We start from the raw sequence: 24,595 nt of genomic DNA on the forward strand, positions 1-24,595 counted from the left end.
GGGTGGAGATCGGAGACTGGGCGGTTTTGTTGACCGCGGCGACGGCGGCGGGCTGGGTGGACGCGGTGGTGGGTGGCGGCGGGCTGATCGTGCTGCCGACGTTGTTCGTGGTGGCCCCATGGATCGCGCCGCAGACCGCGCTGGGCACCAACAAGCTCGCCGCGGTCGCCGGGACCAGCGCCTCGGTGCTGACCTTCGCTCGCAAGGTGCCGATGCGCTGGCGGGTGCTGCTGCCCGCGGCGGTGATCGCCGCGGGGGCGGCGGCACTGGGCGCGGCCGCGGTCTCGCTGATCGACCGGGAACTGTTCATTCCGATCGTCATGGTGGTGCTGGTCGGTGTCGCGGTCGTGGTCACGCTGCGTCCGTCGATCGGCGTCACCCTGGCCACGCATCCACCCACCAGGCGGAAGGTCGTCCTCACGGTGGCGTTGGCGGCCGGGTTGATCGGCTTCTATGACGGCTTGCTCGGGCCCGGCACCGGGACGTTCTTGATCATCACCTTCGCGACCCTGCTCGGGACCGAGTTCGTGCGGGCCGCCGCGATGGCGAAGGTGATCAACTGCGGCTCCAACCTCGGCGCTCTGCTCTTCTTCGGGGCGACCGGGCACATTCTCTTGGCACTCGGCGCGGGGATGGCCGTCGCGAATGTCCTCGGTGCCGTGGTCGGCGCGCGCATGGCGCTGCGGAAGGGCGCCGAGTTCGTCCGCGTCGTGCTGCTGGTGGTGGTGATCGGGATGGTGATCCGCTTGGGCTGGCAGCAGTTCGGCTGATCAGCCCACCGGTTGGGGGTGCTGGGTGGCCAGCCACGGTTGCAGCACCCGCGAGGTGGTCTCGTGGATCTCGCGCTGCAGGCGCTCGCCGTCCTCGACTCCCGCCACCGGTCGCTGGAACAGCACCGTCAACGCACCCGACACCGCACCGACGACCGCGCCGACCAACGCGGCGGCGCCGACCTCGTCGAGCTCGGCGGGGAACGCCTTGTGCAACTGCCTGGCGATCTCGCGTTGAGTGACCAGCTGGGCGTGCGCGGCGCGGCCGCTCACCGCGGGCACCGTCCGCGACACCTGGGCGCGCAGCGCCCCGATCCGGGCATGGAGGTCGTCGACGAGGTGCTCGCCGGGGTTGTCACCCGCCGCGCGCAGCCCGCGCAGCACGACCTCCACCGGCCGTTCGCCCGGACGTCTGCTGGCGATGGCCGCCACCGCGGCGCGCACCCGCTCGTCGGATTCCGGGAAGAGCAGCTCTTCCTTGCTCGCGAAATAGTTGAAGAACGTGCGTGTGCCGACGTCCGCCGCCGCGGCGATGTCGGCCACCGTGGTCTCCTCGTAGCCGCTCGTCTCGAACAGCTCGGCTGCGGCTTCCAGAATGGCTCGGCGGGTACGTTCGCGTTTACGGTCACGGAGGGCGGATGGCGGCACGCGGGCACAGTACGGCATCCGGCGAGCAACACGCGGTAAAGCCCGAGTGTCGCGCGCGCCGTTCACCCAGCGCCACTACGCATCGCGCGCGAATCGGCACCCGATGCGCTGTCGCACGGCGTGTGATCACCGCGCACGCGCGGCGAGACCGACTAGGTTGGTGCGGGTGAGCATCGCGACTTCCAGAGACGTGGACGCCGAGTTCCTCGGCCTGCCACTGGCCGCGCTCGCCGACGCCGCACTGGCCGCGGCCACGGCGGCCGGTGCCGAGCACGCCGACCTGCGGGTGCACCGCCTGGTGACCCAATCGATCCGGTTGCGCGACGGGCGCGTGGAGGCCGTCACCGACAGCACCGAACTCGGCTTCGCCGTGCGGGTGATCGTGGACGGCACATGGGGTTTCGCGTCGCACGCCGCGCTCACGCCCGGTACCGCCGCCGAAGTGGCGCGCACCGCCGTCACGGTCGCGACCACGCTGCGGGCACTCAACCGCGAACGCGTCGAGCTGGCCGACGAGCCGCGTTACGCCGACGCGCGCTGGGTGTCGGCCTACGATGTCGACCCGTTCGCCGTCCCGACCGGCGAGAAGGTCGCGCTGCTGCAGGACTATTCGGAGCGCCTGTCGCACGCCGACGGAGTGGATCACGTCACCGCGAGCGTGTTGCAGGTCAAGGAGCAGACCTTCTACGCCGACACCGCGGGCTCCTCGATCGTCCAGCAACGGGTGCGGCTGCACCCGAGCCTCGAAGCGATCACCGTGGACGCGTCGGCAGGTGTGTTCGAGACCATGCGCACGCTCGCCGCACCGGTCGGCCGCGGATGGGAGTACGTCACCGGGGCCGACGGCATGTGGGACTGGGACGGCGAACTGGCCCGGATTCCGGAGTGGCTGGCCGAGAAGGTGAAGGCGCCCAGCGTGCAGGCCGGGCCGACCGACCTCGTCATCGATCCGACCAACCTGTGGCTGACCATCCACGAATCCATCGGCCACGCCACCGAGTACGACCGCGCCATCGGCTACGAGTCCGCTTACGCGGGAACCTCGTTCGCCACTCCGGACCAGCTCGGGTCACTGCGCTACGGCACGCCGATCATGCACGTGACCGGTGACCGCACCGAGTCGCACGGGCTGGCCACGGTCGGCTACGACGACGAGGGCGTCGCCGGGCAGCGCTGGGATCTGGTCCGCGACGGCATCCTGGTCGGCTATCAACTGGACCGGGTGTTCGCGCCGCGCCTCGGCCTGGAGCGGTCCAACGGCTGCTCGTACGCGGATTCGGCGCATCACGTGCCGATCCAGCGCATGGCCAACGTGTCACTGCAACCGGATCCCGACCGCGATACCAGCACCGAGGAACTCATCTCGCGGGTGGACGACGGCCTCTACATCGTCGGCGACCGGTCCTGGTCGATCGACATGCAGCGCTACAACTTCCAGTTCACCGGCCAGCGGTTCTTCCGCATCCGCGGCGGCAAGCTCGACGGCCAGGTGCGCGATGTCGCCTACCAGGCCACCACCACCGACTTCTGGGGCGCGATGGAAGCGGTCGGCGGGCCGTCGACCTGGCAGCTCGGTGGCGCGTTCAACTGCGGGAAAGCGCAGCCGGGCCAGGTCGCCGCGGTCAGCCACGGCTGCCCGTCGGTCCTGGTGCGCGGCGTCAACATTCTCAACACCCGGACGGAGGCAGGCCAGTGAGCGACGATCTGTTCCCCGCCGGCGTGACCGTGGAGCGCGCGCTGGCGCTGTCGCGCGCCGACGAGGCGATGGTGATCGTCCGTGACGAGCACGAGGCGTCACTGCGCTGGGCGGGCAACTCCATGACCACCAACGGGTCGTCGGTGTCGCGCAAATGGGCGGTGATCTCGGTGTTCCGCGAGGGGCCCACGCTGGCCCGCGTCGGCACCATCGCCTCGTCCAGCGTCGACCCCGACGACATCGAGGCCGTCGTGCGCGCCAGCGAGGAGGCCGCGCGCGGCGCCGAACCCGCGCGCGACGCGATGCCGCTGCTGGAGCCCGACACCGTCGACCAAGACTGGGCCGCCCCGGCGACCGGCACCGGCATCGAGGTGTTCACCGATCTGGCCGAGGGCCTGTCCGCCGGATTCGACAGCGCCGACCGCCTCTACGGCTTCGCCCATCACCAGATGCACACCACCTGGCTGGGCACCTCGACCGGCATCCGGCGCCGCTTCGTGCAACCCACCGGTTCGGTGGAGATCAACGGCAAACGCGGCGAGGGCGCGGATCTGGCCAGCGCGTGGGTCGGGGTGGGTACCGCGGACTTCACCGACGTCGACGTATCCGGCTTGCTCGCGGACCTTTCCCGCCGCCTGGACTGGGCCAAGCGCAAGGTCGAGCTGCCCGCGGGCCGCTACGAGACGCTGCTGCCGCCCTCCACCGTGGCCGACCTGATGATCTACCTGGCCTGGTCGATGGAGGGCAGGGGCGCGCAGGAAGGCCACACGGCGTTCGCGCGAGCGGGCGGGACCCGGGTCGGCGAGCGACTGAGCGATATCCCGCTCACGCTCTACTCCGATCCGCACGCGCCCGGACTGGAATACCAGCCGTTCGTGGCGGCGACCGCGTCGTCGGAATCGATGTCGGTGTTCGACAACGGCCTGACCGCGGAGCGCGTCGACTGGCTGCGCGACGGCGTGATCTCCGCGCTGATCTATCCGCGCGCCACCGCCGCCGAGTTCGACGCACCCGCCACGGTTCCCGGCGACAACCTGCTGCTCACCGGCGGTTCCGACGCCACCATCGACGACATGATCGCGCGCACCGAGCGCGGCTTGCTGCTGACCACCCTGTGGTACATCCGTGAGGTCGATCCGGCGACGCTGCTGCTCACCGGTCTCACCAGGGACGGGGTGTATCTCGTCGAGAACGGCGAGGTCACCGCCGCGGTGAACAACTTCCGGTTCAACGAGAGCCCGCTGGATGTGCTCCGGCGGGTGAGCGAGGCGGGCGCCACCGAGCTCACGCTGCCGCGGGAATGGAAGGACTGGTTCACCCGGACCGCGATGCCGCCCTTGCGGATTCCGGACTTCCACATGTCGTCGGTCAGCCAGGCGACCTGAGCGCGGCGGGTCAGGCCGCGAGGTCGATCTCGATGCCGATGGTTCCGGACTTGCCGCGCCGCAGGTTGCTGCCGAGGATGACGAGGGGACCGGTGAGCCAGTACTTGCGCCGCAGCAGCTTGCGGACCCGCTCCGTGCCCTCGGCATCGAGGATCCGTCCGGTTCCTTCGACCACCGCGCCGTGCGGCTTGCCGGTCGCGCTGCACGGTTGCACGCTGACCGCCGGATTGCGGCGCAAGCGCTTGACTTTCCAGTGTCGGTCACGGTCCAAACGTACAGTTTGCCGTTCTCGGACACCGCCCACACCGCGGTGCCGACGGGCGATCCGTCCTTGCGGAAGGTGGTCAGCAGCACGTAGTCGGCCTTGGCGACGGCGTCCAGCGAATTCGTCATGCGGGCAGCGTATCCCGCATCCCGGTGCGGTGAGCGACGCGGGAAAGGCGCGGGTTCGTGCCGGACATTCACTCCGGCAGTCGGTACTCCCCCGCTTCCAGACGCGCCAGTACTCCGTCGGTCCACTTCGACAGGTTCTCGAACACGCCACTCCACAGCTCCAGCAGATCGGTCGCGTGCGGCGCTTCGTACCGCCCGGGGAAGTCCGGGATCATGGCGAGCAGGTCGGCGCGCACTTCCTCGCTGCGGCGGCGCTGTTCCCGCAATTTCGCGATGACGTGCGCCCTGGGCAGCGCGTCCATGAAGGCGATGGCAGCGCCCAGTTCCTCCATATCGATGCTGACCAGCGCCTCGTCCATGAGCCCGCGGAACTCGGCCTCTCCCGCCTCGGTCAGCTCGAACAGCGTGCGCCCAGGGCCCTGGTCGCTGGTCTGGGTGCCGAACGCGCTCAGCTTGCCCTCGCGGGTGAGCTGCTTGAGAGCGTGATAGATCGAGCCGGGCTTGACGTTCGTCCAGGTTTCGGCCCGCCAGGACAGCAGCTCCTGATGCACCGCGTAGCCGTGCACGGGCTGACGCAGGCGCATCACCCCCAGCACGAGCAGGCGCACCACCGACATCGCGAACTCCTTCCGCTCCGAGATCGCATGGTAGTCAAGTTTGACTTCCGGCGAAAACCATCGCTACGCTCACCTAGTCAAAATTGACTACCGCAGGTAAATGGGAGTTTTCATGGCCGACACGGCGGTACCGCAACTCTGGACCGGCGACCTGACCGACACGCTCGACTTCTACCGGACGCTGGGCTACACGGTGACCCATGAGCAGACCCGTCCCTACGTCTACGGAGCGGTGGAGGACCACGGTTGCGCCCTGCACTTCGTGCCCGCGCCGAAGGACTCCGACATCCCCGCCGAACGCGCAGGCTGCCTCGTGATGGTCGACGACGTCGCGAGCAGGCATCGAGCCTTCTCCGCGGCGCTGCGCAGCCGTTACGGCAAGATCCCCGCCAAGGGCCTGCCCCGGATCACCCGCTTCCGGCCGGGGCAGTCCCGGTTCACCGTCATCGATCCGGCGGGCAACCAGGTGATCTACATCCAGCGCGACGAACCCCCGAAGGTGGAGTACGGCGGATCGAAGGAGCTGGACGGGCTGTCCAGAGTGCTGGACAACGCCCGCATCCTGCGCGATTTCAAGACCGACGACAAGGCCGCGTTCCGCGTGCTCGAGGTCGGTCTCGGCCGGTTCCGCAGCGAAGCGCCCCGGCTCGACGTGGCGCGGGCACTGGCGGCGCTCGCCGAACTCGCCGTCGCGACCGGCGACCCCGGCGGAGCCGATGGATTCCGGGCGGAGTTGCGCGCGATGGAACTGTCCGCCGAGGAACGCGCGTACATCGCCGACGACTTACGCGCCTCCGACGAGCTGTCTTCCTGGCTGTCGGAGACTTAGACCCTCACGCCGCGGTCAGCACCTGTGGCCCGTCCGGCGTGATCGCGATGGTGTGCTCGGAGTGGGCGGTGCGGGAGCCGTCCGCCGAACGGATGGTCCAGCCATCCGGATCGGTGACGATGCGGTCGGTGGTGCGCGCGAACCACGGTTCGATCGCGATGGTGAGCCCGGGGCGCAACCGATAGCCGCGCCCCGGGCGGCCGTCGTTGGGCACGTGCGGTTCCTCGTGCATGGTGCGGCCGAGGCCGTGACCGCCGAATTCGGTGTTCACCGGATAGCCGTACGCCCGCGCCACCTCGGCGATGGCGGCGGAGATGTCGCCGATCCGGTTGCCCGGCACCGCGACCGCGATCGCCGCGGCCAGCGCCTCCTCGGTCGCCCGCACCAGCCGCACGTCCTCCTCCGCGGCCGAGCCGACCACGACCGTGGTCGCCGCGTCCGCGACCCAGCCTTCGATGCCGACCGCGAGGTCCATGGTCAGCACGTCGCCGTCGCGCAAGGCATAGTCGAACGGAAGTCCGTGCAGCACAGCGTCGTTCACCGACAGGCAGACGGTATTGCGAAACGGTCCTCGCCCGAACGAGGGCGCGTAGTCCCAGTAGCAGGACTGGGCTCCGCGCGCGCGGATGCGTTCTCGGACGTGGGCTTCCAGGTCGAGCAGGTTCACCCCTACCCGCGCCCGGTCGCGCAACTCGGCGAGCACGTCTGCGACGAAGCGCCCCGCCACTCGCATCCGCGCGATCTCCGCCGGGCTCTTCAACTCGACCATCATTCCTCCAGTGCGCCGGTATTTTAATACCACCCTAGCCGCGCCGGTATTTTAATACCAATCCGTCTTGCGACCTCGCACTGCCGTCCGTAGCCTGAGCGCATGGTCCGCCTCCCGTTGACCCCCGCGCAGATCGAGTCGGGTCGCCGCTTGGGCGCCGCCCTGCGCGCGGCCCGCGCGAACCGCGAACTCACCGACGTCGCCCACGCCGCCGGGATCTCACCGGAGACGCTGCGCAAGATCGAGACCGGACGGTTGCCCTCGCCGGCTTTCGGCACCGTGGTGGCATTGGCACAGGCGCTCTCGATCCCGCTCGACGATCTCGCGGACATCTGGCGCTCGGCCGGTCTCGCCGAATCCGCTTAGGCCGGATCGACTGTCGCCTTCGGAGCGATCGCGATCCCGACGGACGCGTTCGCGCCGCGCAGCAGCTTGTGCCCGCGAATGGCGAGCTTGCCGATGATCCCGTACTTGTCCGCGACCACATCGCGCACGCGCTGGGTGCCGTCCGCGTCGAGAATGCGCGCGCTACCCGGCAGGACCTCCGCCGCCGTCGGTCGGCCGCGCCCGTCGCAGACCTGCAGCGTGACGTCCGGATTGCGGCGGATCCGCTTGACCTTCCAGGTCTCGGGATTGGTCCACACGACGATCCGGTCACCATCCGGAGCCACCCACACGGGTGTGCCGACCGGCGTCCCGTCCTTCTTGAAGGTGGTCAGCCGCACGTATTTGCTCTGGCTCATCTCGTTCCACGTCATAGGGCAACGGTAGGCCCGCGCGACGGCGGCGACATCCGACCGCAGGACGGTTCGCGATTACGTGTATGGGCGTAGGTGGCGGCAACCGTGTCCGCCGAGCCGCCGCCACAATTCGTATGTTGCTCACCGCCAGCCGGTGGCGAATTGCAGCGCGAGGCTGGAGATTCCGAGGATGACGGAGAGGATGCCGCCGAAGAGCAGGGGGCGATGGCCTGCGGTGCGTAGGCGCTGCGGCGTGAGGGTGGTGCCGACGGCGGCCAGGACGGCGGCGATCAGCCAGGCGCTCACATGGCTCAGGGCGGTCGTCCACGAGGGCCGGATCACGCCGGTGGCGGCGAGGGCCGACGCGGCGAGGAACAGCACCACGAACAGCGGAATGGTGCGCCACAGTGGCGTGACGCCGGAATCGCGCCGGGCTCCGAAGTGCAATCCGACGCACAGCGGGATGATCGCCAGACTGCGCACCAGCTTGACGATGACGGCGAAATGCGCGGCGGCGGATCCGAACGCCACGCCGGCGGCGAGCACCGAGGACGTGTCGTTGATGGCGGTGCCCGCCCACAGGCCGAATGCCTGCTCGGACATGCCGAGCAGGTGGCCCAGCGGCGGATAGACCAGCACCGCGACCACATTGAAGACGAAGATGGTGCCGAGTGCGTAGGCGGTCCGCTCGCGGTCGGGCTTGATGACCGCCGTGGCGGCGGCGATGGCGGAGGCCCCGCAGATGGTGGTGCCCACCGCCACCAGGATGGCGGAATCCCGGTCCAGGGCCAGCAGCCTGCCGACGACCAGCGCGGCCAGGGCGCCGACGAGCAATGTGCCGATCAGTACGACTATGGTGCCGCGGCCCACGCCGACCACCGCGCCGACGGGCAACCCGAGACCGAGCAGGACGATGGCGGCGCCGAGCAATCGTTGCTGCGCCGAGGCCAGCCCGGGAGTGAATCGCTCGTCCCCGGTGCGGCGTGCGAAAACACCGAACATCGCGCCACCGGCCAGGGCGAGCACGGGCACGCCGAGGACGGGCCACACCGCGCCCAGGAAAGTCGCGGCGGTGGCGAGCACCGCTGCCACCAGAAGGCCGGGCCCGTGCCGGCGAAGATGCGTCATTTCGACAACGATCGCGGCAAACGATCTGTCCGGGTAGCCGTCGGGACGACAGCACCTCATAAGCCGCGCTGATGGGGCGGGGAATGCCGCGCCATCGCAGCAGGCTCATAATCTGCCCATGACGCTGCCGCCAGGAACACCTGATCTGGAGGTGCTCGACCTGCTGGTCTCCGTCGCGGAGTCGGGCAGCCTCGGCGCGGCCGCGCGCAGGCACGGCATCAGCCAGCCCGCCGCGAGCATGCGGATCAGCGCCCTGGAACGACGGCTACGGCTACGGCTGCTGGATCGCGGGCCCACCGGGTCGGCGCTCACCGACGCGGGGCGCTCGGTCGTGGAGCACGCGCAAGCCGTGCTCGACGCGGCGCGGGCCTTCGGCGCGGGTGTGGCCGCGCTGCATGCCGCTCAGGTGCCACACCTGCGGATCGCCGCGTCGAAGACCATCGCCGACCATCGCATTCCGCAGTGGCTCGACGCTTTCCGCGAGTCCTATCCGGAGGTGGCGGTATCCCTCGAAGTCGACAACACCCGGCATGTCGAGGAACTGGTCCGCAACGCCAGGGCGGACATCGGTTTCGTGGAGGGACCGCACCCGCCGCCCGGACTCGGCAGCCGAGTGCTCGGCGCCGACGATCTGGTTGTCGTGGTCGCGCCCGGCCACCGGTGGGCACACCGCCGACGGCCGGTGACATTGCGCGAACTCGCGACCACTCCCCTGCTGTGGCGCGAGCCCGGATCCGGCACCCGCGACACGGTATGGGAAATCCTGGGCGCGGAGTGCCAGCCTGCCCACCCGGCCGCCGAACTGGGCTCGGCGGCGGCGATCGTCGCGTCGGCGCGGGCCGGAGTCGCACCCGCGGTGCTGAGCCGGTTGATCGCGGCGCCCGATCTGGACAGCGCGGCCCTCGTCGAGGTACCGACGGCCGACTCCGTCGTGCTCACCCGGGAATTCCGCGTCATCTGGCGTCGGCAAGCTCCTCCGTCCGGGCCCGCGGAAGCGCTGGCCCGGTGCGCCGCGGGCGGCGGCGTGGCGCGCAACCGGTGAAGCACTCGGTCCGCGCACACGGGCACCCACCCGGCCGACGGCAAGGAATGACGATGCGCAGGCGGCCGACCGCGTCCCTCGGCCGGAAATGTCAGGTGGGCGCCACGTCGCGAACAGTCGAGAATGGGTGCCATGACGGCCTGGCATACCGACGGCGCGACAGCGCCCGGCGCGCGACCGGACGTGAGTCGGTCCGAGCCGCCCGTGCGCACGGATCCGGTCTGGTACGCCGCGTACGGCTCGAATATGAGTCTGGCCAGGCTGCGGACCTATCTTCGCGGTGGCAAGCCCGCAGGCGGAACACTCACCCTGCCCGGCTGCCGCGACAACGCCGACCCGATCCGCTCGACGCCCCTCCTGCTCCGGGGCGTGCTGTATTTCGCCACCGAATCGTTGACCTGGACCGGCGGCCGCGCTTTCTACGACCCCGACTGCCCGGGCGAGATGGCCGTGCACGCCCACTTGCTCACCACCGCCCAGTTCTCCGACATCGTGGCGCAAGAGATGTATCGCGTCCCGGGGGCGGACATGGATCTCAGCGATGCGATCGCGCAGGGAACAATGACTCTCGGCCCGGGACGCTACGAAACGTTGGTCTGCGCGGGAACGCACGCCGGGTACCCGGTGCTCACCTTCACCGCCCCGTGGCGTTGTCGCGACGTTCGGGGCAATCCGCCCGCCGCCGCCTACCTGCGGTATCTGGCCGCGGGCCTGCGCGCGGCACACGGCTGGTCCGCCCGCGCGACCGCGGGTTACCTCGCCACTCGGCCCGGTGCCGACCGGCGCTGGACCCCCGAGACGGTCCATGCCCTGCTCGGCGACGATGAAGTGGTGCGCCGAACCTATGAGGAGACCGCCCCCGCCCACGCACCGACCGGCGATTCGTCCTCGGAGTCCCGGTAGCTGCGGGCGACCAACGCCGCACGCAGGTACCACACCCCGGATGCCTGGGCGGGGTCGAAACCGGTGAGCTGACCGATGCGCTTGAGCCGGTAGTCCACGGTGTTGGTGTGGATGTGCAGCGATCGCGCCGTGCGCTGGCGATTGAGATTCGTACCGATATGACGTTTGAGCGTCTCGAGTAGTTCGGGGTGCTCGTCGAGTGGGTCGAGCAGTGTGCGCAGGGTCTCCAGTCCGGGTCCGGGCCGGGTGAGCTGATATTCGAGCGCGAGGTCGTCGAAGCGGAACAGTCCGCGGGTCCAGCGCAGCCGTTGCACCATGTCCAGCAGCTCGTGCGCGCGGTCGGCGGCCGTCGGCACTTCGACCGGGGTCGCGGCGATCACCGTCGCGACGATCGGCACCTGCGCGGCGCGGCCGAGACTGTCCACCAGTTCGTCCAGCGACTTGTCCTCCGGCGACGCGGACGGTAACAGGATGGTGCCGCCGTCGACGCTGAGCAGCGACAACACCGATTCACCGCAGCGGGTGGCGAGTTCGGATTGCACTCGGCGCAGCTTCCGCCGCGCGACCACCGCACCGTCGAGATGCGGGTTGCGCTCCTCCGGGTGCGGCGGAATCGCCAGGGCGACAACGGAATACGAGTCGGCGATCTGGATTCCGCATTCGCGGGCCATGGTGAAGGTGGGGTGCCCGCCGAGCAGGGCCGAAGCGAGGGTGTGCGCGGCCGTGTGGTGCTCGCCGACCACGGCGCGCAACTCGGTCACGTAGGCCCGCGAGACGGTCGAGGTGATGGTGTCCAGGATCTCCAGCAGGCGGCGGCTGATCTCCTTGAGACTGTCGAAGTCCGCGGCGGTCGCGTTCGCCACGATCAGGTCGAAGCCGAGCTTGAATCCCTCGTGCACGGCGTGGTGGATGGTGTCGATCGGAATGCCTTCTCGCGCCCAGCCCGCCGCGGCGTTGCGCAGCAGGAGGGTCTTCTCCGGGATGTCACTGCCGTCGAGCATGCTGACGGCCAGTTCCAGGCACAGGCGGGTGATGTTGGTGATGTCGCCGTTGAGCGCCTCACCGGGGAGCGTCCGGCAGTGCGCGACGGTCTCGATGAAATGGCCGACCATCTTGCGCGACAGATTCCGCACGTCTCGCAGTGAAGAACTGGCCGGGCGGCCCGACAGGGTCAGATCCGGGCCTGCCGAATCGGTGATGGACATGTGACTCCTTCCCTCCCCGATCGCGGAAAGTACTCCACGGTAACTTGACCGGGTCGGCGTGCCGAGGTCCAAGCCTCCGGTTGGGGACACCACCCGAACCGGGCGACGCGCGTCTGTGAAGCCTCACAAGTCGTCATCGCGCGGTCGAATTCTTTCGATCCCCGTCGTAACGTCGGTGGCAGCAGGGTCGCCGCGCGGAGGGAGGGCCATGAACATCGGCCCGCACGAAGAAGATCGGGACATCACCGAAGTGTCCGCGAGATTCACTCGTGGCGCCCATCGCGGCGGTCCCGACGCGCTGATCAGAATGGGCTTGGAACTGGCCCTCGTCCTGGTCGACGCGGCCGAGGCGGCGGGCAGTCTCGCGCTGGGCCGGTTCGAGCACGCGGCGACCCGATGCGCCCAGGCGGGCATCCCGATCGAAGCGGTGCACGCCGTCCTGCGCGACAGCGTCGACGCGGGCCTCGCCGCACCCGCCACGGATTCCCCCGGACGGCGCACCGCGCGCGATCGGGTCGAGCCCGGCGTGCTCAGCGAATTCCTCGAGACGCTGAACTCGGTGGTGGCGCGCAGTTACGCCAACTGAGCGCGACCGACGCACCGGCCGCTGCTCACAACGCCGCTACGAGCGCGGCGCTCTCCAGCGCGCATCCGTGGCCGATGGTGATGCCGGAGCCGCCGTGGCCGTAGTTGTGGACGACGGGCGTGCCGGGTAGCACGGCGGTGTCGAGTTCCACGCGGACCTCCCGGCGACCGGGGCGCAGTCCCACCACGGCGTCCAGCACCTCACTGCCGTCGAGCCCTGGGACCAGATCGCGGCAGCGCCGCAGGATAGATCGGGTGAGGTCGGGGTCGGGCGCGGTGTCCCACTCGCCGGTGTCCAGCGAACCGCCCAGGACGCAATCGTTCGCGCGGGGATGGACGTAGGCGCGACCGAGCGGATGGGCTTCGTCGCGGACCGACACCGACAGCCCGGGGTTCGCGACCCGCACGATCTGGCCGCGGATCGGATACGCCTCCGGGTCGCCCACCAACTCGGCGGCCCGCAGACCGGCGCAGTTCACCACGACGTCCGGCGACAGGTCCGCGAGATCATCGAGGCTCCGCACAGCACGCGGTACGCGACGCGCGCCTGCCGCGTCCACCTGCGCGCTCAAGAACGGCAGGTAGGTCGGCATCTCCACCAAAGGAACTTCGAAACGGAATCCGAATCCGTAGCCCGGAGGCAGGTCCACCCGATCGGCCTGCCGGAACGAGCGCACCGACCGCGACCACGCGGGAATCGCGGGCTCGTCGCGATACAGCGCCATGGACGCGCACATCCGCACGCCCGGCGCTTCGGCGGCGGCCAGCGCCGCCAAGTGCTCGAAAGTCGTCTCGCTCCAGGCCAGCACGCGATCGGCGGGACCGGCGGCGGTCGGAAACCAGACCGCCGCGGCCAGGAAGGACGTCGTCGCCGTGATCGGCTCGGCGCTGACGACGATGACCTCGTGCCGGGCTCGGAGCAGTTCGGCCGCGGTGGACAGACCCGAAATGCCCGAGCCGAGGACGACGATCCGCATGGGAGCGAGAGTATCGAGCCCTACCCGCCCAGCGCTGTTCCCGTAGCACCGCCCCTGGGAGGCGCGGATAGATCAGTCGGCATCGTCGAGCGATGTGACACCGGTCGTCATGGCCACCACCGGCCACTGCGGCCCGGCACAGGCCGCGGCCACGGTACTGCCCTCCGCGAACCCGCCCCGGCTCTCGCCGGTCCCGGCCATGTCCACCCGGGGACCGGCCGCCTCGGCCGAGCCGATCAACACACAGTTCCAGTTCTCCGACGGCGGCTGGCTGCCCACCGCGATGGCGCCCTCCTCCTGGCTGTCCGCCGACAACGTCGGTCCCGCGGCGGCCACCCCCGCGCCGGCAGCAGCGACGATCACGACGCAGCCCCCGGTAGCGGCGACACGTGCAGCGATCCGAAACATGCGACAACTCCTGCGGCCCCCCGTCGTTCGCGTTGCCGCCCTCCGGCCGTTCAAATCGCGTCGAAGCCGACCGGCAACTGATCGGCGAACGCGACTCGTTCGGTTGACTAGCCCGTCGGCCCGTGGGTAATGCCAATCCATGGACGATGGGCGGCTGACCATCGGGGTGGAAGAGGAGTTCCTGCTCGTCGACCCGCGCACCGGCGAACCGCTGGCACGCAATGTCGAGGTGGCGCGTACCGCGGAGGAACTCGGCATCGACCTGCAACTCGAACTCACCCGTTGTCAGGTGGAGACCAGCACCGCGGTCCACACCGATATCGGCGCACTGCACCAGCAGTTGCGCGACCTGCGCCGTGGCATCGCCGCCTGCGCCGAGCGCAACGACGCCCGCTTGCTCGCAGTCGGCATCCCGCCCACCGTCCCGCACGAGTTCCCGGTCACCGACACCCCGCGCTACCAGCGCATCGAAGAGAACTTCGGCATGCTCGCCCACGAGCAGGGGCTGTCGGGCTGTCACGTGCACATCGGCATCCCCGACGTCGAAACCGCGATCCAGGTCAGCAACCACCTGCGGCCGTGGCTGCCGCAACTGCTCGCGATGACCGCGAACTCCGCCATCTACCGCGGCACCGAGACCGGCTTCGCCAGCTGGCGCAGCATCCTGTGGCGGCGCTGGCCCAGCGCCGGACCGCCTCCGTACTTCGAATCCGCGCGGCACTACGAGGCGATGGTCGCGATGATGCTCAACAGCGGCAGCATCCTGGACAAGCAGATGGTCTATTGGGACGTCCGCCCCTCGGTCTCGTTCCCGACCGTCGAGATACGGGTCAGCGATATTCCGGCGACCGTCGAGGAGACCGCGCTCTTGGCCGCGCTGGTGCGCGCCGTCGTCGTGATGGCGGAGAGATCGTTGGCGGCGCGGCAGCTCGCGCCGCAGGTGCCCGCGGAGATGTTGCGGGCGGCGTACTGGAAGGCAGCGCGTTCGGGGCTGGCCGGAGACGGCGTCGACCCTCGTGACGGCACGGTGGCGCCCGTGCGCGACCTGCTGTGCCGGCTGATCGACTACGCCGCGCCCGCGCTGGAGGACGCGGGCGACCGCCGATTCGTCGACGAGGCGTTCGGCCGCCTGCTCGCGCGCGGCAACGGCGCGCACCGACAGATCGCGGCGCTGCGGGCGCGCGGGGAGATCGACGACGTCGTCGAGGAGGTGGCGCGCTCGACCCTCGAAGGCTGCGACCAGCCGGGAAGTTCCCGCGCGACACCGGCGACCGGAGCGCCGCTCAGCTGAGCACCACGGTGGCTATGCGCTGCGTGGTCGGCCGCGCTGGTCCGCGCTCGGACTCGAATCATCGATCGCCCGCAGGATCTTCGACTCGAGGGTGGTTGGCGGATTCACCGCGGCGGTCGCGCTCAGTGCCGCCAACGTGTCCCGGATACGCCGCACCGCGCCGGCGAACGCCGCTGCGGTGCCGGATTCGGCTGTCGCGACGCGGTTTTCGATGCGCCTGCGCTCGATCTCGGCCACCGCGTCCATCGCGTACGGGTACGCCAGATCGAGCAGATTCGCGCGACACGGCTCGGCGCCGGTCATCGCCGGTCACCTTCGACCGACCCGACCGGCAGCCCTGGGTGCGCCGATCGCGGCCTCGCCGCGACCTCGACGCGCGAACGGACCGCCGACTCCGCAGGCGTACGACCATGCGTGGATGGACCCGCACCGCGGTCTGGGCGCACCTGTCTCGTGCCAACCCGCATGCCTTGACTTCGCGGCGCACCGTCTCGCGGATTGGATTCTCGCCATATTCGAACCGAAAACGGGTACGCTCCTGGTCCGCCGAAGTCGTTCCGATGGTTTCGGCCCGGAACGTCGGCGGACGCGCCGGAGGCCGCCGCGCCCGCGCCCGCTTTCCGACGCAGAGGAGATCACCGATGCGCACCGAGCTCCGCGACGATCGTGGCGTCCCGCTCGAACACGTCACCGTGGCGCTCGGCTGGGATCCGGCCACCCGTTCGCGCTTCTTCGGCCGGCGCGAGGAGATCGATCTCAACGTCGCGGCCTTGCTCTTCGCCGCGGACCGGCTCGTCGACGTCGTGTACCACGAGCAGCTCAGCTCGACCGACGGGGCCGTCCGCCTGCACGGCGACAGCATCACCGGAGAAGGCGAGGGCGACGACGAGATCATCAGCGTCGATCTGTCCCGCCTCGCCGCGCAGGTGACGACGGTGTTGTTCCTCATCACCTGCTACACCGGCCAGACCTTCGAGCGGATCGCGAACGCGTACTGCCGAGTGATCGACACCGTGGCGGGCACCCAGCTCGCCCGCCACGAGCTGACCGGCGGCGGCTCGCACACCGGCCTGGTGCTCGGCCGAGTGCGTCGCACCGAGGGCGCCTGGCACTTCCAGGACGTCGGCGCGGGCTTGCGGGCGCGGCACCCGATCGAGGCGATTCCGCAGCTCGGCCCGTACATCGAATGACCTCGTAGCGATTCGGCTTGCGCCGCAACGGCTTCGGTTTCAGCGCGAGCTACGGTCTGGCGTCGGCCGCTTCGCGCGTCGCACACCCCTCCCCCGCCGGACCGGCCGCGGCCTCCGATTGGAATTCGGACGCGCGGGTAGTCGCCGGGCAGGAGGTGTGACATGCCGAAGGAGGTCTCATGACCGGGACGACACAGGTTCGCCCGCCCGCGAACGCACGGTCGGTCAGCGAACTGGTCGAGGACGCCACCACCCAGGTGTCCCGGCTCATCCGCGACGAACTCCAGCTCGCTCGCGTCGAGATGCGGGAGAAGGGCAAACGGTTCGGCCTCGGAGCGGGCCTGGCGGGCGTGGCGGCGCTACTGGCGTTCTACGGCGGGGCGGCGTTGGTCGCGGCGGCGGTGCTCGGCCTCACCGAGGTGCTGCCGGGCTGGGCGTCCGCGCTGATCGTCGCGGGCGCGCTGCTGGTGGTCGCGGCGGTGCTCGGTCTGGCCGGGAAGAAGAGCGTCGAAGAGGCGAATCCGCCGATCCCGCAGGAAGCGGTCGAGGGCATTCGCGAGGACATCGAGGTGATCAAGGACAGGAGGCGGGGATGAGTGGCAGCCGACCCGGGGCCGACCGGCCCACCGACGACGTCGCGGCCCTGCGGCGCGACCGCGACCAGGCCAGGGCGGATCTCGGCCGCACGGTCGAAGAGCTGGGCCACAAACTCGATGTGCCCGCGCGCAGCAAGGAGAAGGCGCACGACGCCGTCGAGGCGACTCAGCACGCGGCGTCCGAGGCGGCGCTCACCGTCGCGAATAAGGCCCAGCAGGCCAGGACGGGCGCGGCCGACCTCGTCCACCGAGTGGCGGCGGCCACACCGGAGCCGGTGGCCGAACGCGGCAGGCAGGCCGGTGGCGCACTGCGCGCCCATCCGATTCCCACTGCCCTCGGCGCGGCGGTGCTCGCGGCCGTGGTCTGGCAGATCGTGCGGAGGCGGCGATGAAGACGCTCTACAAACCACTCGGCCTGCTGATCAGCGTGCTCGGCGGCCTCGCGGCGAACGCCGTGTTCACCAAGGTGTGGAAGCAGATCACCGGTGAGCGGCAGGCCCCGACGTCGACCGCGCGGGATCATTCCTGGCGCGAGGTGCTTTTCGCCGCGGCATTGCAGGGCGCGGTTTTCGGCCTGGTCAAGGCCGCGATCGACCGCGCGGGCGCGACGGGCTACGAATCGCTCACCGGCACTTGGCCGGAATAACGCGGCGCATCGCCGCAGCTCGAAATCACTGCCGCCGTGACTCGACGTTCTCGAGTCACGGCGGCAATTCGGTGTGCGTCTGAATCCCGGCGTCATCACGAAGCCGCACCCGTCACCGAGGTCGATCGTCCGCCTCGGCGGTGCACGACGGGCATGCTTCGTCGCGCCGCTGATGGGGATCGGCCCCCCTTCAGGTCGGCTCTTGTGTCACGGCTGCCCCGAGCGACGATCGAGGCAGCCGTCGGACCGGCGCAACGAGCTTGTCCGGCCGCACGAGACCGCCTGGTCGGAGGCGCGACCGGGCGCACAGTGTGATTAGCGCACGACGGGATGGGGTAAGTTGGCCGCGGAGTGGTCGCTCTCTGCGCCGAGAACCCGTGCGCAAGAGACGTGAACCGGAGCGGAGGTCGACGTGGCGTACTGCCGAGGACGCGTCGCCGGCACGGGAGGTGGATTGTGAGTTCCGAAAGCGCGCCCCGGGCGCTGGAGGTCGAGGTGCGGTCGGCGGAGGACACGGTCGTCGTCACCGTGCACGGCGAGATAGACATGGCGTCCGCGCCGCGCTTGCAATCGGCTCTCGACGAGGCGCTACGCGACGCACCCGCCGCCGTCGTGGTGGACATGACCAACGTCGGGTTCCTCGGCTCCGCCGGGCTGAGCGTCCTGCTGGCGGCCTCGGAAGCCACCGGCTCCGGTGGCTTGCGCGTCGTCCCCAGCGACGCCGCGCGCAGGCCGATCGAGGTGACCGCGCTGGACCGGTTGCTCACGGTGTTCGACTCGGTCGAGGACGCGCTCGCGGTGAACGAAACCCAGGCGCCGAACTGAGCTTCCCGGCACCGCATCGGTGCCGCTCAGCCCGCGACGCGGTTTCGACCCCGTGTCGCCGGGTATGTGACCGGTCGTCGGCACCGTGTCGACCAGAGCGCACCGGGAGGAGGCCGTATGGCAGAAACCCGCGAACACCGATTGGTGGGAGTGCCCGCGGTGGCGGCGTTGGCGGATCTCGGATTCGCCTCGGTCGCCTCGGGTGTCATCGCCCGGCGCAGGCCGGTGCTGGGCCTGCTGGAACGCACCGGAGCCGATTCCAGGGCGATCGAGCGCGTGCGGCAGTTGCGGCGCGAGTTCGGCGCGGGCCCGGTCGAGCTCGTGGTGCCGGGTCGCCGGATCGTGGTCGTTCTCGATCCGCATGACGTGGGACGGGTGCTGGCCGACGCGCCGACGCCGTTCAGTCCGGCGAATCGGGAGAAGCGCGCCGCGTTGCGCCAGTTCCAGCCGCACGGCGTCCTGCTCTCGGAGGGACCGATCCGTGACCAGCGCCGCGCCGTGAACGAGGCCGCGCTGGACTCGGCCGAGCCGCTGCATCGCCTGGCCGGTCCGTTCGCCGAGGCGATCGCGGAGGAGGCGCGCGAGTTGATCCTGTCCGCCCTGCACCGCGGCCACCTGGACGCGCGGCAGTTCACCACGCGCTGGTGGCGGCTGGTGCGGCGGATCGTGCTCGGCGAGCGAGGACGCGACGACACCGTGCTCACCGACGAACTCTCCCGGCTGCGCTCGGCGGGCAACTGGTCGTTCCTCGCGCCTGCGCATCGCAGGCAGCGCGACCAGTTCACCAACCGGCTGTACCGCCACGTGGAGTCCGCTTCGCCGGACAGTCTCGCCGGAGCGTTGGCCGCGGTGCCCGCGGGCGGCGCCACCGATCCGGTCGGGCAGATACCGCACTGGTTGTTCGCCTTCGACGCGGCGGGCATCGCGCTGAGCCGGGCACTGGCGGTGCTGAGCACTCACCCCGAGCACCAGGCCCGCGCACTCGCCGACGCCGTCGATCCGGAACGCGTCGACCTGCGCGGTTATCTGCGCGCCTGCGTCCTCGAGTCGGTGCGGCTGTGGCCGACCACACCCATGCTGCTGCGCGACATCACCGCCGATACCGAGTGGCGCGACGGCGACGAGCGCTTCACCATCGCCGCGGGCGCCGCGCTGATGATCGCGGTCCCTGCGTTCCACCGGGATGCCGAACTGCTGCCCTTCGCCGACCAGTTCGTCCCGGAGATCTGGCTGGACGGCCGCGCGGAGCAGTATCCCCAACTCGTGCCGTTCAGCGCGGGCCCCGCCGACTGCCCCGGCCGTAACCTGGTGCTGTTCGTCACCAGCACGCTGCTCGCGCACTTGCTGACGTCGGCCGACTTCCGGCTGCGGTCCACGCCGCGCCCCAACCCGGACGCTCCACTGCCGGTGACCTTGAACAATTTCGGGCTCGACTTCACCGTCGAGCCGTGCATGACCCAAGCGGGCTAGACGCTCGGCACGGAGGCACGATCGGCCGCGCCACCGGACGGAGACCGGGAGCGGCCGATCGCACCACTCACGCAGACGCGACTACCGGACCGCGCCCGCGACACCGCCGATGAGGCCGCCGAGCACGCAGCCGGGGAACACGCCGATGATGAGGAAGATCAGACCGACCACGGCGCCGATGGCGCAGCCGATCAGCACGCCGCCCAGGGCACTCCCGGCATCACCGACGAACTGCGGCGCACCCGGCTCCGGAATGGCGGTGCCGACCGGAGTCAGGGTCAAAGTCGTTGCGTCCGCGTTGATTTCCGGAGCAACCGCGACCTGCTGCCCCATCGCGGATCGCAGAGTGGTCGGCACCGTCGCCACCACCTCGCCGTCCGGCGCGAGCACGGTGATCACGTCCGGTGTGACGGCGAACGTGCCGGAGGCGAGCGTCAGCGTCGCGCTCGACCGGTCCGGCGCGACGGCGACGGCGACGGAGGAGGCCACGACGTCGTCGCCGAGCGCGGGATCGTAGATTTCGGCCTGCCCGTACGCGGTAGCCGCCGTGACGCCGGTGGCGGCAATGGTCAGCAGCGTGGTCGCTACCAATTTCCTGAACTTCATGAGCTTTCCCATCCTCAGCAGAATCGATCTGTCGTTACCTGGGTACAGCCATGGAACATCAGCGATTATAGACGTTACACATCACTGCTTCGGACAGTTGGTATTCCCAAGATGCCCTGCACGACAGCGCATTTCGTGACGAATCCGGAAAATGGGATGGGCCGACCCTACTCCAGCTCCCCTTCGGTCTCCAGGTAGACCTGCCGCAGTCGATCGAGCGTGTCCTGTTCGGGACGTTCCCACAGTTTCCGCTCGGCCGCTTCCAGCAACCGTTCGGTGATCCCGTGCAGCGCCCAGGGATTGAACTGCTCCATGAACTTTCGGTTCGCCTCGTCGAAAACGTAGCTCTCCGTCAGCTTTTCGTACATCCAGTCGGCCACCACGTTGGTCGTGGCGTCGTAGCCGAACAAATAGTCGACGGTCGCGGCCATTTCGAACGCGCCCTTGTAGCCGTGCCTGCGCATGGCTTCGAGCCAACGAGGGTTCACCACCCGGGCCCGGAACACCCGTGCCGTCTCCTCCGACAACGTCCGGGTGCGCACCGCGTCCGGGCGTGTGCTGTCGCCGATGTAGGCCTCCGGGTTCTTGCCGGTCAGCGCACGCACCGTGGCCACCATGCCGCCGTGGAACTGGAAGTAGTCGTCGGAGTCGGCGATGTCGTGCTCGCGGGTGTCGGTGTTCTTGGCCGCCACGGCGATCCGGCGATACGCGCCGCGCATGTCCTCCGCGGCGGGCGCGCCGTCGAGATCGCGCCCATAGGCGTAGCCGCCCCAGGTGGTGTAGACCTCGGCGAGGTCGTCGTCGGTGCGCCAGCTCTTCGCATCGATCAGCTGCAACAGGCCCGCCCCGTAGGTGCCGGGCTTGGAACCGAAAATGCGGGTGGTGGCGCGCCGCTGGTCGCCGTGCTCGGCGAGATCGGCTTGGGCGTGCGCGCGGACGTAGTTGTCCTCGTGGGGCTCGTCCAGATCGGCGACCAGGCGAATCGCGTCGTCCAGCAGGGCGAGCACGTGCGGGAAGGCGTCGCGGAAGAAGCCGCTGATGCGCACCGTGACATCGATGCGTGGGCGGCCGAGTTCCGCGAGCGAGACCACCTCGAGCGTGCGGACGCGGCGGCTGGCCTCGTCCCAGACCGGCCGCACGCCCAGCAGCGCGAGCACTTCGGCGATGTCGTCGCCGGAGGTGCGCATCGCGGAGGTACCCCAGATCGACAGACCCACCGACCGCGGGAATTCACCGTGGTCGGCGTGGTAGCGCTCCAGCAGGGATTCCGCCATGGCCTGCCCGGTCTCCCAGGCCAGCCGGGACGGCACGGCCTTGGGATCGACCGAGTAGAAATTGCGCCCGGTCGGCAGGACGTTGATCAGGCCGCGCAACGGCGACCCGCTCGGGCCTGCCGGGATGAACCCCCCGTCGAGCGCGTGCAGGACGCGGTCGATCTCCACGCCGGTCTGCCGCAGGCGCGGCACCACCTCCGTGGCCGCGAACCGCAGCACCAGGCGCACCTGCGGGTCATCGGCGATACCGTCGACCGCCTCCGGCGACCAGTCCGCCGCCTGCAACGCCGCGACCAGCGTGCGGGCGCGAGCCTCCACGGCATCCACGCGCTCACGCGCCTCGCCTCCCGACTCGTCGAGGCCGAGGGCTTCGCGCAGGCCGGGCACGGTGCGCTCGCCACCCCACAGCTGACGCGCGCGGAGCATGGCCAGCACCAGGTCGAGTTCACTCTCCCCGGCCGGAGCCGAGCCGAGAACGTGCAGGCCGTCGCGGATCTGCACGTCCTTGATCTCACACAGCCAGCCGTCGACGTGCAGCAGCATGTCGTCGAAGGATTCTTCGTCCGGACGCTCGGTGAGGCCGAGGTCGTGGTCCATTTTCGCGGCGCGCATCAGCGTCCAGATCTGCTGACGGATCGCGGGCAGCTTGGCCGGGTCCAGGGCCGAGATGTTGGCGTGCTCGTCGAGCAGCTGCTCCAGTCGCGAGATGTCGCCGTAGGTTTCGGCGCGAGCCATCGGCGGGATCAGATGGTCCACCAGGGTGGCGTGCGCGCGTCGTTTGGCCTGGGTGCCCTCGCCGGGATCGTTCACCAGGAACGGATAGATCAGCGGCAGATCACCGAGAGCGGCATCGGTGCCGCAGGAGGCCGACATACCCAGCGTCTTGCCGGGCAGCCACTCCAGGTTCCCGTGCTTGCCCAGATGCACCATCGCGTCGGCGCCGAAACCCTCGGGCGCGCTGAGCCACCGATAGGCCGCCAGATAGTGGTGGCTGGGTGGCAGATCAGGGTCGTGGTAGATGGCGACGGGGTTCTCGCCGAAACCGCGCGGCGGCTGCACCATGAGTACGACATTGCCGAAACGCAGTGCGGCGATGACGATCTCACCGGCCGGGTCGGCGGATCGGTCGACGTAGAGTTCGCCCGGCGGCGGGCCCCACGCTTCGACGACGGCCTCGCGCAGGTCGCCGGGCAGGGTGTCGAACCAGGCGGTATAGGTCGCCGCGCCGATGCGGATCGGGTTCCCCTCCAGCTGTTCGGCGGTCAGCCAGTCGGGATCCTGGCCTCCGGCGGCGATCAGGGCGTGGATGAGCGCATCCCCGTCCTGTTCGTCCAGGCCGGGAATCTCACCGGGTGCGCCCAGATCGTAACCGGCGGAGCGCATTTCGGTGAGCAGGCGGATCGCGCTGGCCGGGGTGTCCAGACCGACGGCATTGCCGATGCGGGCGTGCTTGGTCGGGTAGGCCGACAGCATGACGGCGATGCGCTTGCGTTCGGCGGGGATGTGACGCAGCCGCGCGTAGCGCGTCGCGATGCCCGCGACACGGGCGGCGCGCTCGGCGTCGGGGACGTAGGTGGACAGGCCGTCGGCGTCGAATTCCTTGAACGAGAACGGGACCGTGATGATCCGCCCGTCGAATTCCGGCACCGCCACCTGGGTGGCGACGTCCAGCGGTGACAGCCCGTCGTCGTTGGCCTCCCACTGGGCGCGGCCCGTGGTCAGGCACAGTCCTTGCAGGATGGGCACATCCAGGTCGGCGAGCGCGCCGACATCCCACGCCTCGTCCTCGCCACCCGCGGACGCGATGGCGGGCTTGGTGCCGCCCGCGGCCAGGACCGTCACCACCAGCGCGTCGGCGCGGGACAACATTTCGAGCAACGCGGGTTCGGCGGTGCGCAGCGACGCGCAGTACAGCGGCAGCGCCCGCGCGCCCGCCTGTTCGATCGCGGTACACAGGGCGTCGACGTAGGCGGTGTTGCCCGCCAGATGCTGGGCGCGGTAGTAGATCACCGCCACGGTCGGCCCATCGGGATGCTCAGCGGCGACCCGATCCAATTCGCCCCAACTGGGCAACTGGATCGGCGGCTCGAAGCCGTGGCCGGTCAGCAGCACGGTGTCGGACAGGAAATTGTGCAGCTGGCGCAGATTCTCCGGGCCACCGGCGGCCAGGTAGTTGTGCGCGTCGGCCGCGACGCCGCCCGGGACGGTGGAGCATTCCATCAATTCGGCGTCCGGGGCGATCTCGCCGCCGAGGGCGACGAGCGGGATCCCGCTGGCCCGCAGCGCCTCCAGCCCGTCTTCCCAGGCCCGCTTGCCGCCGAGAATGCGCACGATCACCAGATCGGCGCCGTCGAGCAGGCCGGGCAGGTCGTCGACCAGCAGGCGAGCCGGATTTCCCCACCGATAGTCGGCTCCGCTGGCGCGGGCACTGAGCAGATCGGTGTCGGATGTGGACAACAGCACAATCACGGGTGGCAGCCTTCCTCGGGTGACGCGCCCATCGGGGGTTCGCTGCTCGCCGGGGAGGGTCTGGCTTTCCACAGTGGCGCGACCGCACCGGACTTTCACCGGTTTCCTCGTCGTCCGCCGAGCACGCCGATGC

Annotated in this window: 26 protein-coding genes and 1 pseudogene; 15 read left to right on the plus strand and 12 right to left on the minus strand. The window is 69.9% G+C overall.

Annotation, left to right across the window (positions count from 1 at the left end; all coding sequences use genetic code 11):
• The first annotated feature begins 2 nt into the window (after positions 1–2).
• Complete coding sequence (locus tag ACIHAX_RS19945; RefSeq protein WP_355077647.1) at positions 3–770, plus strand: TSUP family transporter; 768 nt, start codon at positions 3–5, stop codon at positions 768–770.
• On the opposite strand, the gene ACIHAX_RS19950 is transcribed toward ACIHAX_RS19945, so the two are convergent.
• Entirely contained in the window at positions 771–1,418 is a 648-nt protein-coding gene (locus ACIHAX_RS19950; protein ID WP_356962114.1) for a TetR family transcriptional regulator, read from the minus strand.
• A 166-nt stretch (positions 1,419–1,584) separates the two neighbouring features.
• Here ACIHAX_RS19950 and ACIHAX_RS19955 point away from each other — a divergent pair, with 166 nt between their 5' ends.
• Positions 1,585–3,114 carry a TldD/PmbA family protein gene (locus tag ACIHAX_RS19955; RefSeq protein WP_397278954.1) on the plus strand — a complete coding sequence of 510 codons (1,530 nt, stop codon included), beginning with the start codon at positions 1,585–1,587 and terminating at the stop codon, positions 3,112–3,114.
• A 68-nt stretch (positions 3,115–3,182) separates the two neighbouring features.
• Positions 3,183–4,499: a metallopeptidase TldD-related protein gene (locus tag ACIHAX_RS19960; protein ID WP_364428578.1), complete on the plus strand. Its 1,317-nt coding sequence runs from the start codon at positions 3,183–3,185 to the stop codon at positions 4,497–4,499.
• Positions 4,500–4,509: 10 nt separating this feature from the next.
• Here ACIHAX_RS19960 and ACIHAX_RS19965 read toward each other — a convergent pair.
• Both ACIHAX_RS19965 and ACIHAX_RS19970 read right to left on the minus strand, forming a co-directional pair.
• Positions 4,510–4,892, minus strand: a pseudogene (locus ACIHAX_RS19965) (PPOX class F420-dependent oxidoreductase).
• Positions 4,893–4,960: 68 nt separating this feature from the next.
• On the minus strand, positions 4,961–5,509 hold the full coding sequence (locus tag ACIHAX_RS19970) for a PadR family transcriptional regulator (protein WP_397278956.1): 549 nt from the start codon (positions 5,507–5,509) through the stop codon (positions 4,961–4,963).
• A gap of 112 nt (positions 5,510–5,621) precedes the next feature.
• On the opposite strand from ACIHAX_RS19970, the gene ACIHAX_RS19975 reads away from it, so the two are divergent.
• Complete coding sequence (locus ACIHAX_RS19975) at positions 5,622–6,338, plus strand: glyoxalase (RefSeq protein WP_397278958.1); 717 nt, start codon at positions 5,622–5,624, stop codon at positions 6,336–6,338.
• Between the two features lie 4 nt (positions 6,339–6,342).
• Here ACIHAX_RS19975 and map read toward each other — a convergent pair whose 3' ends face one another.
• Positions 6,343–7,107: a type I methionyl aminopeptidase gene (gene map, locus ACIHAX_RS19980; RefSeq protein ID WP_397278960.1), complete on the minus strand. Its 765-nt coding sequence runs from the start codon at positions 7,105–7,107 to the stop codon at positions 6,343–6,345.
• A gap of 102 nt (positions 7,108–7,209) precedes the next feature.
• Between map and ACIHAX_RS19985 the strand changes: the two genes are divergently transcribed.
• The gene (locus ACIHAX_RS19985) at positions 7,210–7,473 is read left to right on the plus strand and encodes a helix-turn-helix transcriptional regulator (protein ID WP_356962109.1); all 264 of its coding nucleotides are present in this window, start codon (positions 7,210–7,212) and stop codon (positions 7,471–7,473) included.
• On the opposite strand, the gene ACIHAX_RS19990 is transcribed toward ACIHAX_RS19985, so the two are convergent.
• Both ACIHAX_RS19990 and ACIHAX_RS19995 read right to left on the minus strand, forming a co-directional pair.
• Positions 7,470–7,865: a PPOX class F420-dependent oxidoreductase gene (locus ACIHAX_RS19990; protein ID WP_356962108.1), complete on the minus strand. Its 396-nt coding sequence runs from the start codon at positions 7,863–7,865 to the stop codon at positions 7,470–7,472. The genes ACIHAX_RS19985 and ACIHAX_RS19990 overlap by 4 nt on opposite strands.
• 123 nt (positions 7,866–7,988) lie before the next feature.
• On the minus strand, positions 7,989–8,975 hold the full coding sequence (locus ACIHAX_RS19995) for a YeiH family protein (RefSeq protein ID WP_397278962.1): 987 nt from the start codon (positions 8,973–8,975) through the stop codon (positions 7,989–7,991).
• 118 nt (positions 8,976–9,093) lie between these two features.
• On the opposite strand from ACIHAX_RS19995, the gene ACIHAX_RS20000 reads away from it, so the two are divergent.
• Complete coding sequence (locus ACIHAX_RS20000; RefSeq protein WP_364428209.1) at positions 9,094–10,017, plus strand: LysR substrate-binding domain-containing protein; 924 nt, start codon at positions 9,094–9,096, stop codon at positions 10,015–10,017.
• A 132-nt stretch (positions 10,018–10,149) separates the two neighbouring features.
• Complete coding sequence (locus tag ACIHAX_RS20005) at positions 10,150–10,920, plus strand: histone deacetylase (protein ID WP_364428212.1); 771 nt, start codon at positions 10,150–10,152, stop codon at positions 10,918–10,920.
• On the opposite strand, the gene ACIHAX_RS20010 is transcribed toward ACIHAX_RS20005, so the two are convergent.
• Positions 10,860–12,125 (minus strand): helix-turn-helix domain-containing protein, encoded by a 1,266-nt coding sequence (locus tag ACIHAX_RS20010; protein WP_355077629.1) that lies wholly within the window; start codon positions 12,123–12,125, stop codon positions 10,860–10,862. The two genes, ACIHAX_RS20005 and ACIHAX_RS20010, sit on opposite strands and share 61 nt — an antisense overlap.
• Before the next feature lie 208 nt (positions 12,126–12,333).
• Here ACIHAX_RS20010 and ACIHAX_RS20015 point away from each other — a divergent pair, with 208 nt between their 5' ends.
• Positions 12,334–12,711 carry a hypothetical protein gene (locus ACIHAX_RS20015; RefSeq protein ID WP_355077627.1) on the plus strand — a complete coding sequence of 126 codons (378 nt, stop codon included), beginning with the start codon at positions 12,334–12,336 and terminating at the stop codon, positions 12,709–12,711.
• Positions 12,712–12,736: 25 nt separating this feature from the next.
• Here ACIHAX_RS20015 and ACIHAX_RS20020 read toward each other — a convergent pair whose 3' ends face one another.
• Positions 12,737–13,687 (minus strand): FAD-dependent oxidoreductase, encoded by a 951-nt coding sequence (locus tag ACIHAX_RS20020; protein ID WP_397278966.1) that lies wholly within the window; start codon positions 13,685–13,687, stop codon positions 12,737–12,739.
• Between the two features lie 72 nt (positions 13,688–13,759).
• The gene (locus ACIHAX_RS20025; protein ID WP_364428220.1) at positions 13,760–14,095 is read right to left on the minus strand and encodes a hypothetical protein; all 336 of its coding nucleotides are present in this window, start codon (positions 14,093–14,095) and stop codon (positions 13,760–13,762) included.
• A gap of 139 nt (positions 14,096–14,234) precedes the next feature.
• Here ACIHAX_RS20025 and ACIHAX_RS20030 point away from each other — a divergent pair, with 139 nt between their 5' ends.
• On the plus strand, positions 14,235–15,386 hold the full coding sequence (locus ACIHAX_RS20030) for a glutamate--cysteine ligase (protein ID WP_364428223.1): 1,152 nt from the start codon (positions 14,235–14,237) through the stop codon (positions 15,384–15,386).
• 12 nt (positions 15,387–15,398) lie between these two features.
• Here ACIHAX_RS20030 and ACIHAX_RS20035 read toward each other — a convergent pair whose 3' ends face one another.
• On the minus strand, positions 15,399–15,689 hold the full coding sequence (locus tag ACIHAX_RS20035; protein ID WP_364428226.1) for a hypothetical protein: 291 nt from the start codon (positions 15,687–15,689) through the stop codon (positions 15,399–15,401).
• Between the two features lie 338 nt (positions 15,690–16,027).
• On the opposite strand from ACIHAX_RS20035, the gene ACIHAX_RS20040 reads away from it, so the two are divergent.
• The 6 genes from ACIHAX_RS20040 (at position 16,028) to ACIHAX_RS20065 (ending at position 20,113) form a co-directional block, all read left to right on the plus strand.
• Positions 16,028–16,576 carry a TerD family protein gene (locus ACIHAX_RS20040; protein ID WP_364428229.1) on the plus strand — a complete coding sequence of 183 codons (549 nt, stop codon included), beginning with the start codon at positions 16,028–16,030 and terminating at the stop codon, positions 16,574–16,576.
• A gap of 179 nt (positions 16,577–16,755) precedes the next feature.
• Entirely contained in the window at positions 16,756–17,172 is a 417-nt protein-coding gene (locus tag ACIHAX_RS20045) for a phage holin family protein (protein ID WP_397278969.1), read from the plus strand.
• Positions 17,169–17,564 (plus strand): DUF3618 domain-containing protein, encoded by a 396-nt coding sequence (locus ACIHAX_RS20050; protein ID WP_397278971.1) that lies wholly within the window; start codon positions 17,169–17,171, stop codon positions 17,562–17,564. Before ACIHAX_RS20045 ends, ACIHAX_RS20050 begins: the two co-directional genes overlap by 4 nt.
• Entirely contained in the window at positions 17,561–17,818 is a 258-nt protein-coding gene (locus ACIHAX_RS20055) for a DUF4235 domain-containing protein (RefSeq protein ID WP_355077613.1), read from the plus strand. The genes ACIHAX_RS20050 and ACIHAX_RS20055 overlap by 4 nt, the downstream gene beginning before the upstream one ends.
• A gap of 456 nt (positions 17,819–18,274) precedes the next feature.
• The gene (locus ACIHAX_RS20060) at positions 18,275–18,643 is read left to right on the plus strand and encodes an STAS domain-containing protein (RefSeq protein ID WP_355077611.1); all 369 of its coding nucleotides are present in this window, start codon (positions 18,275–18,277) and stop codon (positions 18,641–18,643) included.
• 117 nt (positions 18,644–18,760) lie between these two features.
• Complete coding sequence (locus ACIHAX_RS20065) at positions 18,761–20,113, plus strand: cytochrome P450 (protein ID WP_355077609.1); 1,353 nt, start codon at positions 18,761–18,763, stop codon at positions 20,111–20,113.
• 81 nt (positions 20,114–20,194) lie between these two features.
• Here the strand turns inward: ACIHAX_RS20065 and ACIHAX_RS20070 are convergent, their stop codons facing one another.
• Both ACIHAX_RS20070 and cobN read right to left on the minus strand, forming a co-directional pair.
• A complete protein-coding gene (locus ACIHAX_RS20070) occupies positions 20,195–20,719 on the minus strand; it encodes a hypothetical protein (RefSeq protein ID WP_397278973.1) in 525 nt (174 codons plus the stop codon).
• A 167-nt stretch (positions 20,720–20,886) separates the two neighbouring features.
• On the minus strand, positions 20,887–24,462 hold the full coding sequence (cobN, locus tag ACIHAX_RS20075) for a cobaltochelatase subunit CobN (RefSeq protein WP_397278975.1): 3,576 nt from the start codon (positions 24,460–24,462) through the stop codon (positions 20,887–20,889).
• Positions 24,463–24,595 lie beyond the last annotated feature (133 nt).

Origin of the sequence: Nocardia sp. NPDC051929, from assembly GCF_044548645.1 — a bacterium.
GTDB classification, from domain to species: domain Bacteria; phylum Actinomycetota; class Actinomycetes; order Mycobacteriales; family Mycobacteriaceae; genus Nocardia; species Nocardia sichangensis.